Origin of the sequence: Bacteroides acidifaciens (assembly GCF_024623065.1) — a bacterium.
Classification (GTDB): domain Bacteria; phylum Bacteroidota; class Bacteroidia; order Bacteroidales; family Bacteroidaceae; genus Bacteroides; species Bacteroides acidifaciens.
On the sequence record NZ_JANJZR010000015.1, the window covers coordinates 65,101 to 78,129 of the forward strand.

The following is a 13,029-nucleotide window of genomic DNA, read 5'->3' on the forward strand; positions in this document are numbered from 1 at the left end:
TTTGTTTTAAGGTCTTACATTTTTTCCAATCTGTCGCCAACGCCTGCGGGCTGCTTCCACAATGTCGCGTTTGTCGGTAACGGGACGTGCCCCCTCGTCAATCTCCCGCCAGATGGCGCCCATCGTGGTGTACTTCACCGCTTTGGTCAGCCGTTGCAGTTTCTTGTTCATCATCTTGAGTTTCGGACGGATGCCGAAAACAATCTCTATGCGTTCCCGTTCCGTCATCTTGTTGTCCGAAAGGCACGCCGTTCGGATGTCGTTCACAATCTCCACACTATTCAGTATCAGCTCCCGGTAAATCTGGTTGCGCCGCGTGGAGAGGGCGACGGCCAGCGCGTTGGTCGTCTGGCGGCTCACCTGTTTCGTGAAGTCTCCCATATTGTCGGTGAGCTGCGATATTTCGTGATAGAAGCCATAAATCTGCGCCGCGTAACAGACAATCGACCGGAATGAGTTCAGGTAGTTGTTGAACTCCCTTTGCAAATCGGTCGTGGCTTCCACCTCCTCCTTGGTCCATATATGCCCTGTGGTCTGCATCAGCATGACTCTCTCCTGATTCTTCAGCTCCTTTTGTGCTTTGTCCGTGTAGGCCAGAATCATTCCGGCCAGCACGGGGTCATTCTGTGCCCGCCCTTTGGAGATGCCGATGCACAGCAGCATAAAACAAATCGTGAGTGCCCGTTTCATAAGCAATCGGGGTTAACGTGAAACAACGGCAGCCCTGCGCCAGCGTGTCATGGCCATACGAGCCGCCTCGCCGTTGCTGCGGTCGAGCATCCCGGCAGTTACATTGGCCCACACGTCATTGAGGGTATAATATCGTATGCTCAGGTAGAGCAGGTGCAGTTTCCGGCTGAAAGCCGAGAGTTTGTCGTTCAACTCCCACAGGGTCTTGCTCCGTTCCGCGCCCGTGAGCATATTCTCCGTTCCGCCCTTGGCCACGGCGTCATTGAGCAGCGTGAACACGGAGACCAGTTCCGTGGCCGTCTCAATATAGAGGTTGTTCATGCTCATGCCGGCGACAATGCCCTGCGGATTGTTAGAGATGGCCTTGCCCAGCTTCCCCAGCGTGAGGAAGATACGCACACCGTCATTGTACAGGTGGGTGCAGGCTTTCAAAGACGAAGCGTAACCGCCTGCTGTCTTGAGGTAACTGTTGTACTGCTTCTCCCACTTGTGTATTTGGTTGAACTCCGCCGCAATGGTGTTCTGAAGCAACGCTGTCTGCGTCTGTCCCTTGATTTGCTTCTCTATCTGCCCGTTTATCAGTTCGTTTCCCTCGACCAACGCCGCCCATTCCAACGGATTCGAGGCGGCAATCTGTGCTTTGCCACGTTGCGGTAGCAGACAGAGGGCGACGGCGACCAAAAATATGCTAATGATTCGTGATTTCATATATTCCCTTTTTTCGTTTATTGTATTCCACCCGTTCGCGGATCAGCGGCACGATGTCGTCGTTCCGCCTGATACCCCTAAGTTCGAGTCTCGGCGTATTCCGGTCCATCGAGAAGATAATGACCGTTTTCAGCCCGCAGAGCTGTTGCAGCAGGCTTTGGTGTTCCTGAAAATCTACAATACGGTATAGCTCCATGTAATCGACCTTGCGCAACAGAAGCCCGTGTTCGCTGACAAGCTGCTCCCCGCCGATACGGTAGCGTATCAGCCGCAGGTAAATGAAACGGTATGCCAGCACAAGGAGCAGGAACAGGGAAACCGCCGTCGCCATACCGCACAACGGCATGGCCTCCATGCCGCCGTACACCAGTCCCGCCACGCATACCGACACCAAATGCAGCTCGTCGATGACGAACTGCATCCCGTGAGGCCGCAGCACGACGTTCCGGAACCGGGCTATGGGTTGTGACGGCATCATCGGTGAAAACGTGTTTGTCGTTCCTGTTCGGGTTCTTCCTCTCTGGCCTGCTCTTTTTCAGTGGCTTCTTCCATCTTACGTTCCGCCAGCAGTTGCTCGTTCCAGTCTTTATTGGGATAGGCAGGCTGCTCTCGGATATCGGGGACATCATTCTTTTTATCCAGACCGAGAAAATCCCGCAACCCATCACGGAACTCTTTGTAATGCTTGTTCACGATATCCACCTGAGCTTGTATGTCATCCGGGTGGCACAGCCCGCTCGAACGCATCGACATGGCTTCTTCCCACTCGCTCTCGAATCGTCCGTAACTGGTCTGCAAGGTTTCCGGAAGCAGGTATATTTCACCGCTGTCCAAATCCAGGTCCTCACGCACGGTATCGAGGTAAGGTTTCCGTTCGGGGGTCTCTTCGATGGTGGAATGCATTACGCGGTACTTCTCCGCCTGAAAGTTCTTGTAGAACTCCATCCCTGCCAAATCCGTGTCGAAACAGACATGATGCTGGGCAGGAAGAGTGGCAGAAAGCACACCCCGCATCTGCGCTACGGTCGGAGAGCCGCCCGTGGAGACGAAAACCGCCTTTCTCAACTCCTTGTTCTGTGCCTGATGGAGCTGGTAATAGGCCATCGCGTCATAGGCACTTTCGAACCAATATATATGTTTGGCTTCCGCGAGCGGTGTCTTGGCCGGGCTGGCTATCCATAGCCCCTCGCTCGAATTGCTGCCTTCGGCCTTGCCCTTGTAGCTACCGCTCCCGTCCATGCGGGCACGCCCGCGCTCCTCAAGACCCACGACCGTACCGTCGCCCTTGGGCAGGGTAAGCGGAAACGACAAGTTCGTGTAGGCTGCTCCGTCCGGGCGGTGTTTCGTCGCCAGACAGAAATCCCGGTGAAAGGCGTATTGCGTGTAAAGGTCGATACCCCGGTTCTTGAAGTAGGGATAGAACCTCTTCTGCGTCTCACGGTTCTGCGGGTTGAACTTGTGGATGTCGTAGTCCGCGATGTCGAACGGCTTGACATCCCGCTTGGGCTGGATGATACGCGTCTCGCGGTTCTCGATGGGATGGTTCAGCAGTCGGTTGCATACGAGATTGACCAGCCGGTCGCCGGACATTCCCGCATGGTACTCCGAGAAGAACTGCGGATGTTCCTTGATGAACGAAATGAGGTTGTACACCTTCTGCTGTTGTGCATGGAAGCAGCACCGCCCGTTCTGCGTGACAATGAACTTGTCGCCACGGATGCGTCGTCCCTCGTTGTCCAATCGGACATAAGAGGGATAACGCAGGCCGTCACGCTTGTTCAGGTGGTAGCCCGCGTCTATAAGCACGTCCTGAATGGTCAGCCGTTGCAGAAAGTCGTCGTATGTCAGGTCTCCTTCTCTCATGGCCTTACCTCCCCATTCTCATGTCGTTCACCTCACGGTTCATCTCCGCCTCGAAAGCGCGTATTGCCACATCCCTCGGCGTGTCCACGCCGGGTTTGAAATACGGGCGCGGCGGACCGCCGAAACGCTCGCCGTAGATTTCCGGGCCGTGATGATGGTGATGCAGACCGTGTACGACACCTGCCGTCACCACCGTACCGGCGGTAAGGGCGGCGAAGATCTTCACGCCGAGACCACGCTGCGCCTCCGGACGCATCTTCATGTCCACCTCGCTGAAAATCTTCGAGAAGAGCTTCATGCGGTGATAGTCGTCCACGGCAAGGAATTTGTCGTAGTCTCGTTGACTGATTTCGTGGCTGATAACTTGCCCGTCAATGACGGCTGTCATTTTGTACTTGCCCTCCACCGGGGAAGGGTGTACGCCGATTTCGGTCACTTCGACCTCTCTGCCGTGCTTCTCCTCCCTGTACCATCCCTTGTTATCTTTGAGGTATTGCAGGTCGCGTCCGTCCACGGAAGCGGTCATACCCTCCCGTATATCCTTTTCCGGAAGCCGTGTTTCCAGCGGCGCAAGGATTTCCTGCTCCTGCTGTTGCCGCTCGGCCAGTTCCTGTTGCACTTCGGGATGCAGGGCAAGCGAGATGCGTCGCTCATTGTTGAGTGCCTCCATCGTCACTTTGCCGGCGAAGTCCGCCCCGACAACTCCGTTCAGCACTTCCAGCCGCTTTTCTACGGAATGCTCCTCAAGAGAGTTAGCGGTCAGGATGGCAATCTCATCGTCCCTCAGGTCGTAAACCATATCGGCGGCTACCTGTTCGGACTGCACGGTCAGCGTCCGTGCCTCCGCGTCCACGATAAGGCCGTGCGAGGCAAGGCATTCCTGCCATTTCTCACCGGAGAAATAGACCGGCGAGGTTATCAGCTCCTTGTAGGGGCGTGCCGGGTCCTGACTGCGCGGACGGCTGACCATAGGCGTGATGACCGCCTGCAGGTTCTGCAGCACGTCGGTCTGCTGCATAAGGGCAGGCTGCGTTTGCCGGCCACCCTTGTAGTAGAAGCCGTAACCGCCCGATTGCAGTTCGCCGGGTTTCATGCGTCCGTCGGGTCGTTCAGGGACGATGGGTGCTCCCGGATAGAAGAGCTGCCCGCCCACACGGCGCAGGTGGAAGCCCCACTGGTGGCGCGGCGTCCAGCCCAAAAAAGGGGGCGGCATACCCAGTCGTCCCACACGTCCGTACTCGCCGATACCTATGCGATAGCCGTGCAGCCCCATAGCTACACGTCCGTTGGCATTGCGGGCGTGAACGAAGTTCTTAGGCATATGGAAATCATTGCCTACAATGCTCGTGAACACGTTATAGGCTTTCTTGTTGGCCGCGTTTGTTCCCCAGTCCGTCAGGGCCAACATCTGACGTTCTGTAATCGGATAGGTCAGCAGCGGCGAGTCGTGTCCCTGCACGAGAAGCCGGTAGCCCATGCCGTCGCTGACCACATGGGCCTGCATCCCGTTACGCCTTAACAGGTCGTGCATTTCGGGTTGCAGGTCCATCTGTCGGGGATTTGTATTGGTTCGTATCGCCATAGTCTGAAATGATGTTTGTAGGTTATCTACGCGTCACCGGCTTCCATAGCCGCCTCCAACTGCTCATCCTTATGGTGGACGAACTCGGCAGCCGTCTCGTCGCTGATAGTGAGGTTGTTCTCCTTGCAGTAGTGGATGTACTCTTCCTGCCACTCGGCCGAGAAGTGATTGACGTAATCCAGCCAGCCGTATTCGCCGCGCTCCATCTTCTCGACAAGCACCTCTTCGGGATAGTATTGATGTTGTGCCATATTCTCCGGATGTTAAGGTTTTACTTGTGGAGTGCTGCGGCAGCGCGGTTACGCTCTCCGCTCTTTTTCTGCTCATTCCACAACTCCTCGGTGTATTCTTCCTCGGGAACGTAGTCAAGGTTGCCGTCACCGTCCATCATCCAGCAGCCATAACAGCCGAAGGTGTATTTGTCCCACTCGCGTTTGGTCTGCTCCTTCCATTTCTGCTCGTCGCCCGAACAGAATCGGATGCCGGTCTTGGTCTGGAGGTCTATGCCGACTGTGACAGGCTCGCCTGCCACCGCCAACGTCAAAGGCTCGCCGTGCTGTAGTCCCTTGACTTCCACCGGACCAAGGTGCAACTCATCGGCCAGCACTTGCAAGTTGCGCCCGATAATGGGCGTAGGTACTGACATCACTTGGTTCGTCTCGGGGTCTATCTGCACGAACGCCTGGCTGTGGCGCCCGTCCGTTGTCTCCACCTCTGCGATAATCGCCTTGCCCGCGAGCAACTGTTTCTGTTGCGCTTCGTCGTACCGTTCCAGTGGCGAGGATTTCAAGACGGGATAGAATACCACATCCGCCTGTCCGTTATCCATGCGGACAAGGACGAAGCGGGTCCGGCTTTCGACGGTTTCGCCGTTCTCATCGCTGATGCGGACGGGAAGCACGGGAGAGTGTCGCCCGTCACAGATTTCATCCAGAACACGCATCGGCAAGTCTTCGATCATCTCCTGTGTGAGACCGAAACGGGCCAGTGTCTGATAAGGTAATTCCGTAAGTTCAAATCGTACTTTATTCATACTTTAATTTTGTTTTGAATTATACATCGCAAAGATAGAATGTTTTTATTTTGCACTATAAAACCAAACTATATTAGTGGTTTATAGGGTATATTTTTTATAATCAAAGTATGATTTTAGCGCAAATATCATACTTTGAATAGAAATTTAATCGTACTTTATGCGGAAAAAGGAGAGGCAACGACACAACTTGGACGGAGCTTGTTATCTTTGCCCTTATGAAAAAAATGATACTGACAATCATGTCGGGCGTTTCACTCTGTGCGATGCCCGCGCAGGCACAATTCAACACCATAGCTTCGGTTCCCGGCCGGTACAAGGTAGAGGTGTTGCGAAAGGGTATGGATAAAGTGGAACCGAAATCCGTAGGTGCGGTTCCGGTACAGGGCGCATTGGCGGACATTCCCGCATCCGCGCTGCCCGTTGTTGAAAGCCACAAGGAAAAAAGCCGCAAGGAAATATGGGTAGGCCGTTACCTGAGCGTGAGCTATCCGTTGCAACGGATAAAGATAAATTCATCTTACGGCTACCGGAAAGACCCGTTTACCGGGAAAAGGAAGTTCCACAACGGCATTGACCTACACGCGCGGGGCGACGAGGTGCTGGCTATGATGGAGGGCGAGGTCGTGAAGGTCGGACAGGACAAGACATCCGGCAAATATGTAACCTTGCGGCACGGCGACTACATCGTCAGCTATTGCCACCTCTCGAAGGTACTCGTCGGCAAAGGTACGACGGTTCGCCCACGCGACGTGGTGGGCGTCAGCGGCTCGACGGGGCGTAGCACGGGCGAGCATCTGCATATCACCTGCAAGCTCGACGGCAAAAGCATCGACCCGCTGCTGGTACTGGATTACATCAAATCTATACAGGAGGAATGCGTGGCGGCATTGGCTGCGCTATGATTTTCTCTTTCGGTGGATGGTGTCCGCATAGAAATCGCTCCACACGTTCAGTTTTACGAGGAACAACGGCGGCATGGTAATAGTCTTTCCATAGAAGATGGCCGCCACCACCTTGCCGCCGCACCGTTTAATTTCAGGTTTTATGGCTATCGAAGCGTTTGTCTCACATTTACCAAAAGGACATGCCTTTTAATCGTTTGATATTCTGATATTTTATAGATACCGTTACATTTTACGCGGTGAACTGTGAATTTTTACGCGGCGGCGAGCGTCGCGAACCCAGCCAGCTTACTCCAACACACTGTCCAAATGGGCATAATTCAGCAGGCTGATTTCTCCGGCGGTGTTTTCGAGCGTGCCCGCATAGACAACCGCCTTGCCCTCTACAGGGCCTTTGACCCAGCCGTCCATCTGTTTCAACGCCTTTTCAAAGTCCGCATGGTAAGTCATTGCCGACTTGATTTCGATACCGTAAAATCCCAAACCTTTTTTCAGCAGCAGGTCTATCTCATTCTGGTTCGAGTCCCGGTAGAAATAGAGGTTGCTCTCCTTACCCCGGTTATACCGCCGTTTCAATGCTTCCATCACGATGAAGTTCTCGAACAGCGCCCCCCGCATCTTATCCCGGGCAAGTTGTTCCGGAGATTCGATACCGAGCAGATGGCAGGCAAGCCCAGTGTCCGTAAAGTAGAGCTTTGGGGTTTTGGTCAGCCGTTTGCGCGTATTCTCGAAATACGGGGGCAGCAGGGCCACGATATAGGATGCCTGCAAGACGGAAAGCCACGCCGTGACCGTGTGCGAACTGATACCGATTTCGTTCGCCAGCTCGGAGGCTTTGAACAGCGAGCCGATACGCCCGGCGCAAAGACGGATAAACGTGTGGAACTGCATCATGTCCTTGATTTGCAGCAAATCGCGCACGTCCTTGTCCAGATAGGTTTTCATGTAGGCCGGATAGAGGAATTTGGGCACGTTGCGCCCCGAATAAATCGCGGGATAGAACCCGTTCAGCAGCAGATTGTCAAGCGGCGTATCGGCGGCTATCTCCCGTATCTCGGAGTAAGACATGGGCAGCAGCTCGAATACACCGGTACGTCCCGCCAGGGACTGCGTAACCTTTTTCAGCATGGCGAACTGCGAACTGCCCGAAAGGATGAACCGCCGGTCTGCGTCATCGTCCACCATGCCTTGTATATACGACAAGAGATTCGGGGCATTATGCACTTCATCGAGAATCATGCCCTCCGCGTGCTGGTTCAGAAAAGCGACCGGGTCGTTTTCGGCAAAGCTCCGCACGTCGAGGTTCTCCAAAGAGTAGTACGGCAGGTGCGGGAACAGATTACGAATCAGCGTTGTCTTGCCGGACTGACGGGGACCGGTAACGGTTATGACCGAGAAATAGCGGTACGCCTCTTCTATCACGGCGGATAATTCCCTGCGGATATATTTTGTCTCCATATTTATTTATGCAATTTTGAAATACAACTGCAAAATTACATAAATCTTGCTGCGATGCAAATTTTTCGGGGTATTTTCTCCTGTCTCTCACCGCTTTTCCCTGTTATATCTGCAATTTTCTCTCCTCCGTCGGCAGGTCAGCCTTTCTCTTTTCGTCGGCGAAGTTGGAATAAAGCGCATTGCCGCCAAGCCGCATTCCATTCGGATAACGGAAACAGACTGTTGCATGGTCGGTTTCCTATCCGGTTTTGGCTCCTCATGCTTTCCTTTATCCTTTTTCCTGCCTTGAAAAACTGAAAACAGACCTGCTCGGCCAGACGAAAGCAGGGAAAGAAAAAATGTTCAACGATAAATAAACAGTTATGAGAGACGAAATCAGACAGAACGGCAAAGTCGTATTGAAAAGCGAGGACGGGGTTTCTATCCCTATGTTCTTCAACAACCTGTGTGGAAAAAACTTTTCGGGCACACAGTATCGGGACTATATCAGGAACATAGCCCTCGGCGAAATGGGTTTCAAATCCGGACGAATCGAGTTCTACCGGGACGGAATATTGCAAAGGGCGGGAGAAATACCGAAACTCTGAACCGTAAAACGACCCCTAAAAATCAACAAATAGAAATACATAATTTAATGACTTACAAATATGGAAACTGACACTATTCATCCGGCGGAAGCCTATCTCCGCAACGAGAACAACCCTTCGTCATTGTATGTAAAGATTGAGGGAAAACGCAGACGTTTGTTTATCAACCGTAACGAGAATGTCATCGGCATTATCGCATTGGGAAAACGGAAAAGAGGTTATGTCTTCACGAACTGGACGAGTATCGAAAAGATATATTACCCGTCTCAAAAACAGGAAGCGGACACGGACGGTAAACTAATCTTGAAATACCAGAAACTGGCTCGGCTTGCTACGCATACAAACGACTGGTTACGTAAAATAGCCCATGCTGATTTGGAAAAATCCCTTTACGAAAACGGTATTACAACCGGTACACGTATCGACGGCAAGTGCATCCGGCTTTCTACAATCGGAAAATATTGCGGAATGGCGAATATACAGCTTTTCCGACAAGCCATGAAGGAGAAGAAAAGTTTTTCCTCTTTTCGATTCGATTTTTGCGGCTATGACGGCACGTTGTGGTGTGAACCACGAGAGAATGGAGATATGGCGGCAGGTTTCAGCAAGGAGTTCCGGAATTGTGGCAACGGCTACTATTATTTGCTTATCAATAATGAATACATGATAGGCTACGACATTGACTAATCGCACGATGTCAAAGGAATCCGTATCGAGTCTCTGCCCGATACGGATTTTTATTTCGGTCTGCCGACGGCATATTCCTGTTATAAAGCAATCTTACCTTTTCTACGACCTCCCGGTACACTCCGTTTACACCTTTCACATCTCCCTGTTTTAGCTGCCATTCCGACCATTCGCACTGTGCGACCTGTGGGGGATTGCATTTTTCCGCAAAGGTAAACCGGCTGTTCCAATCCTGCCAATGCCGGCTGCCGCACGAGTGTCCGTAAAAATCTTCCTCTCCCTTGTCGAGCGTATTTTTCCGTCCAGCCTTGGCCGATTGTCCCCGCCACCTTTCGCAAGCAGAAAAATAATCCCTACGGTCGCGAACAGGCCGAACAGAGGGAAAGAAAAACAAGGTTAAATTATGAACTACAACAAACTGACATCATTAGTGGCGAACGTGGAAGCAATAGAAACAGCAGTGAACATCCACGTACAGGGCAGGACAGCCACGGCAGACGAGAAAGAGATATTATCCCGATACTCCGGCTTTGGAGGTATCAAGGATGTGCATAACATCGGGACGGACAGACCCGCTGCGGACAACATGGCTGAACCGCTGAACCGTCTGGAAAAGGCGTTGCGAATATTGGCGGGCGAAGATGAAGCCATGTACCGCACATTGGTAGAGAACATAAAAGCGTCCGTCCTTACGGCTTTTTACACGCCGCAGTTCATTGTGGAAGCGGTGGCACGGCAGATGCACGATACATTCAAGGACAATAGCCTGCAAATACGCTCGTTTCTTGAACCGAGCGCAGGAATAGGCGGTTTTCTGCCCGTAGCCATGCCCGGCACGCATAGCTATGCCTTTGAAAAGGATTGTATCACGGGACTAATCCTCTCGCTCCTGCATGACGATACCGACACGTTAACGGCAGGATTTGAGACGATAGGCGAACAGGACTTTGAACACTCGAAATTCGATGTCATAGCCTCGAATATTCCGTTCGGCAATTTCAAGGTGTTCGATGCCGACTTGTGGAAGAAAGGCGGTATTTATGAACAGGCCACCAAGACCATACACAACTATTTTTTTGTCAAGGCTATGGAGTTGTTAAACGAGGGCGGTCTGCTGGCGTTCATCACGTCAAGAGGCGTAGCCGACACGCCGGGCAACAAGTTCTTGCGTGAATACCTCGTGAACCACGCCGATTTGATAAGTGCCGTCCGTATGCCGGACACCCTTTTCATGCAGACAAGCGGTATCGAGGTAGGCAGTGATTTACTCATATTCCAGAAACACACGAACAAGGCGGCACTCTCGCTACGTGAGAAGATGTTTTTGCAGGTCGCCAAGGAAAAGGCCGATACGGCAGGAAGCATGACTGAACCCACGAACAGACTTTTCTCCCTGCCAAAGACCACGCTCGCCACGGGCAGCCGCATAGCGATGAACCAGTTCGGAAAGTACGTCCGCAAATACCAGTGGCTGGGAGACGAAGCCGCCATGTCGCAATACCTCTCCGCACTGCTGAAATACGACTTCAGCCGCTTTTTCCGCAAAAGCCTTTTCACAGGCGGCGGTCAGGACGACCGACACACGCAGATATCCCTTTTCGGCGGTGTCGCCATTGAACGGACGGACAAGGGAAAACGGGCTTACACGGGTACGATGGAGAACTGGATGAAAAACGGTACAATGGTCGTGTTTGAGGAACAGGTAGGTACGGTGCAGTTCCGCAAGTCAAGTTATTACAGAGAGGTGGCTATTGACTTTGTGCCGGTGGACGAGGGCAAGGTGAATATGGAAAGGGCAAGCGACTACTTCCCCATACGCAAAGCGTATTTCGATTTATCAATCAAAGAGAGGGAAGAACAAAAAGAGCAGACAGGGTTACGGGCTGAACTGAACGCCCTGTACGATGCCTTTGTTGCCAAATGGGGCTGCTTCCACGACAACGACAATAAGGAATTTATCATGCTTGACAGCCTTGGTGCGGAAGTATTCACGATTGAAATGCAGCTCGGCAGGGACATTCTCAAAGCCGACATCATGCATGAGCCTGTGGCGTTCAAGAAGATAGACACGACCCAAAAGCTAACACCCAATGAAGCGTTGGCAAGCAGCCTGAACTTTTACGGCCATGTCGATATGGACTATATCGGGCAGGTTACGGATATGACCGAGGAAGAAATCATCGGCGCACTGAAAGGCGAGATATTTTATAATCCCGTCAGTAGAGAGTGGGAATACAAAAGCAAGTTCCTTGCAGGGAACGTCATAGCCAAGAGCAAGGAAATCATTACCTGCCTGCAAGACCTCCCGGACAACGAGAAAGAATGGGTGGAAACCTCCGTAAAGGCTCTTGAACAGGCCACGCCCGAAGCGATACCTTACGAGGAGCTTGACATCAATATGGGAGAAAGGTGGATAGACACGAAATTGTACGCCGATTTCGCCTCGGAGCTTTTCGAGACTGAAGCCGAGGTGATGTATTTCGATGTGAACGACACCTATCTGGTACGTCTGAAAAGATATTCCCCCGTGGCCTACAACATCTATTCCGTGCGTACCTGCAATGGCGAAGACTTGTTTGTACACGCACTACATGATACCGTGCCCGAAATCACGAAAGAGATTTACTTTAGCGGAGACACGGTGCGTGTGCCGGATGAAGAAGCCATACAGGAAGCCGCAGGCAAGATACAGGAGATTAGGGAGCGTTTCAACCGGTGGCTTGATAACCGGCCCGTGGAAGTACGGGACGAATTGGTAAGGATTTACAACGAGCGGTTTAATTGCTATGTGAGACCCACGTATGACGGCTCGGCGCAAACATTCCCCGGCCTGACCTTTGAACAGTTCCCTTACGATGAACTCTACCCCTCGCAAAAGGACGCTATCTGGATGATTAAGCAGAACGGTGGCGGCATCTGCTGGCACGGCGTCGGAACGGGAAAGACGATGATTATGTGTGTGGCGGCCTACGAGATGAAACGTCTCGGGCTGGTACAGAAACCGCTCATTATCGGGCTGAAAGCCAATGTTCACGAAATTGCCGATACATTCCGCAAAGCATACCCTATGGCAAAGGTTCTCTATCCGGGTAATGAAGATTTCACCCCTGCCAACCGCAAGGAAATATTCTCTAAAATCAAAAATAACAACTGGGACTGCATCATCCTGACACACGACCAGTTCGGCAAAATACCTCAGTCGGAAGAGGTCATGATAGACATTTTCACCGAAGAACTCGCTGACACGGAGCACAGCCTTGAGGTGCTGGAACAGTCCACCATGCGTTACCGAAGCGGCAGAATGCAAAACGGGCTGGAGAAAAGGAAACAGAACCTTACGGCCAAACTCGCCGAACTGCGGATGAAGATAAACAACCGCAAGGATGATGCTGTGGATTTCCACACGATGGGTATAGACCACATTTTTGTGGACGAATGTCATTATCAGAACTTTTATGAATTTCCTAAATTTCGCATCAAGTTGCTGATTCTTATTTTGTTGCATTTTAATATAGT

General features: G+C 52.2%; 13 protein-coding genes and 1 pseudogene. 4 read left to right on the plus strand and 10 right to left on the minus strand.

Translation table 11 applies throughout. The features are described from left to right. Window positions 1-6 precede the first annotated feature (6 nt). The 7 genes from NSB03_RS06825 to NSB03_RS06855 are packed head-to-tail and all read right to left on the minus strand — an operon-like array spanning window position 7 to window position 5,876. Complete coding sequence (locus NSB03_RS06825; RefSeq protein WP_135036363.1) at window positions 7-690, minus strand: hypothetical protein; 684 nt, start codon at window positions 688-690, stop codon at window positions 7-9. A gap of 12 nt (window positions 691-702) precedes the next feature. Then, window positions 703-1,398, minus strand: coding sequence for a hypothetical protein (locus tag NSB03_RS06830; protein ID WP_024986567.1), 696 nt, complete (start codon window positions 1,396-1,398; stop codon window positions 703-705). Beyond that, window positions 1,379-1,876 (minus strand): PH domain-containing protein, encoded by a 498-nt coding sequence (locus NSB03_RS06835; protein WP_016271457.1) that lies wholly within the window; start codon window positions 1,874-1,876, stop codon window positions 1,379-1,381. Before NSB03_RS06835 ends, NSB03_RS06830 begins: the two co-directional genes overlap by 20 nt. Beyond that, window positions 1,873-3,261, minus strand: a complete 1,389-nt coding sequence (locus tag NSB03_RS06840; RefSeq protein WP_024986566.1) for a toprim domain-containing protein — start codon at window positions 3,259-3,261, stop codon at window positions 1,873-1,875. The genes NSB03_RS06835 and NSB03_RS06840 overlap by 4 nt, the downstream gene beginning before the upstream one ends. A gap of 4 nt (window positions 3,262-3,265) precedes the next feature. Then, window positions 3,266-4,843: a hypothetical protein gene (locus tag NSB03_RS06845; protein WP_135036360.1), complete on the minus strand. Its 1,578-nt coding sequence runs from the start codon at window positions 4,841-4,843 to the stop codon at window positions 3,266-3,268. Between the two features lie 26 nt (window positions 4,844-4,869). Then, complete coding sequence (locus NSB03_RS06850) at window positions 4,870-5,094, minus strand: hypothetical protein (RefSeq protein WP_024986565.1); 225 nt, start codon at window positions 5,092-5,094, stop codon at window positions 4,870-4,872. 20 nt (window positions 5,095-5,114) lie between these two features. Then, window positions 5,115-5,876 (minus strand): DUF4099 domain-containing protein, encoded by a 762-nt coding sequence (locus NSB03_RS06855; RefSeq protein ID WP_024986564.1) that lies wholly within the window; start codon window positions 5,874-5,876, stop codon window positions 5,115-5,117. A 218-nt stretch (window positions 5,877-6,094) separates the two neighbouring features. On the opposite strand from NSB03_RS06855, the gene NSB03_RS06860 reads away from it, so the two are divergent. Beyond that, window positions 6,095-6,781: a M23 family metallopeptidase gene (locus tag NSB03_RS06860; protein WP_024986563.1), complete on the plus strand. Its 687-nt coding sequence runs from the start codon at window positions 6,095-6,097 to the stop codon at window positions 6,779-6,781. Here the strand turns inward: NSB03_RS06860 and NSB03_RS06865 are convergent. Together NSB03_RS06865 and NSB03_RS06870 are read right to left on the minus strand one after the other, a co-directional pair. Continuing rightward, window positions 6,776-6,922, minus strand: a pseudogene (locus NSB03_RS06865) (orotate phosphoribosyltransferase); the annotation flags it as partial. The gene NSB03_RS06860 and the pseudogene NSB03_RS06865 overlap by 6 nt on opposite strands. A gap of 147 nt (window positions 6,923-7,069) precedes the next feature. Then, a complete protein-coding gene (locus NSB03_RS06870; protein ID WP_024986562.1) occupies window positions 7,070-8,239 on the minus strand; it encodes an ATP-binding protein in 1,170 nt (389 codons plus the stop codon). A 362-nt stretch (window positions 8,240-8,601) separates the two neighbouring features. Between NSB03_RS06870 and NSB03_RS06875 the strand changes: the two genes are divergently transcribed. Further along, the gene (locus tag NSB03_RS06875) at window positions 8,602-8,826 is read left to right on the plus strand and encodes a DUF7688 family protein (RefSeq protein WP_024986561.1); all 225 of its coding nucleotides are present in this window, start codon (window positions 8,602-8,604) and stop codon (window positions 8,824-8,826) included. A 60-nt stretch (window positions 8,827-8,886) separates the two neighbouring features. Next, the gene (locus tag NSB03_RS06880; RefSeq protein ID WP_024986560.1) at window positions 8,887-9,513 is read left to right on the plus strand and encodes a hypothetical protein; all 627 of its coding nucleotides are present in this window, start codon (window positions 8,887-8,889) and stop codon (window positions 9,511-9,513) included. Between the two features lie 10 nt (window positions 9,514-9,523). On the opposite strand, the gene NSB03_RS06885 is transcribed toward NSB03_RS06880, so the two are convergent. Beyond that, window positions 9,524-9,907 carry a hypothetical protein gene (locus tag NSB03_RS06885; protein WP_024986559.1) on the minus strand — a complete coding sequence of 128 codons (384 nt, stop codon included), beginning with the start codon at window positions 9,905-9,907 and terminating at the stop codon, window positions 9,524-9,526. A 9-nt stretch (window positions 9,908-9,916) separates the two neighbouring features. Between NSB03_RS06885 and NSB03_RS06890 the strand changes: the two genes are divergently transcribed. Beyond that, window positions 9,917-13,029: helicase-like domain-containing protein (locus tag NSB03_RS06890; protein WP_257466293.1), on the plus strand; the 3,113-nt coding region annotated here is incomplete at its 3' end.

What these genes read in the sequence shown, in the direction of transcription:
- NSB03_RS06875 (WP_024986561.1), top strand. Translation starts at nt 8,602, where the DNA reads ATGAGAGACGAAATCAGACAGAACGGCAAAGTCGTATTGAAAAGCGAG.
- NSB03_RS06860 (WP_024986563.1), top strand. Translation starts at nt 6,095, where the DNA reads ATGAAAAAAATGATACTGACAATCATGTCGGGCGTTTCACTCTGTGCG.
- NSB03_RS06880 (WP_024986560.1), top strand. Translation starts at nt 8,887, where the DNA reads ATGGAAACTGACACTATTCATCCGGCGGAAGCCTATCTCCGCAACGAG.
- NSB03_RS06830 (WP_024986567.1), bottom strand. Translation starts at nt 1,398, where the DNA reads ATGAAATCACGAATCATTAGCATATTTTTGGTCGCCGTCGCCCTCTGT.
- NSB03_RS06870 (WP_024986562.1), bottom strand. Translation starts at nt 8,239, where the DNA reads ATGGAGACAAAATATATCCGCAGGGAATTATCCGCCGTGATAGAAGAG.
- NSB03_RS06855 (WP_024986564.1), bottom strand. Translation starts at nt 5,876, where the DNA reads ATGAATAAAGTACGATTTGAACTTACGGAATTACCTTATCAGACACTG.
- NSB03_RS06845 (WP_135036360.1), bottom strand. Translation starts at nt 4,843, where the DNA reads ATGGCGATACGAACCAATACAAATCCCCGACAGATGGACCTGCAACCC.
- NSB03_RS06840 (WP_024986566.1), bottom strand. Translation starts at nt 3,261, where the DNA reads ATGAGAGAAGGAGACCTGACATACGACGACTTTCTGCAACGGCTGACC.
- NSB03_RS06850 (WP_024986565.1), bottom strand. Translation starts at nt 5,094, where the DNA reads ATGGCACAACATCAATACTATCCCGAAGAGGTGCTTGTCGAGAAGATG.
- NSB03_RS06835 (WP_016271457.1), bottom strand. Translation starts at nt 1,876, where the DNA reads ATGATGCCGTCACAACCCATAGCCCGGTTCCGGAACGTCGTGCTGCGG.
- NSB03_RS06825 (WP_135036363.1), bottom strand. Translation starts at nt 690, where the DNA reads ATGAAACGGGCACTCACGATTTGTTTTATGCTGCTGTGCATCGGCATC.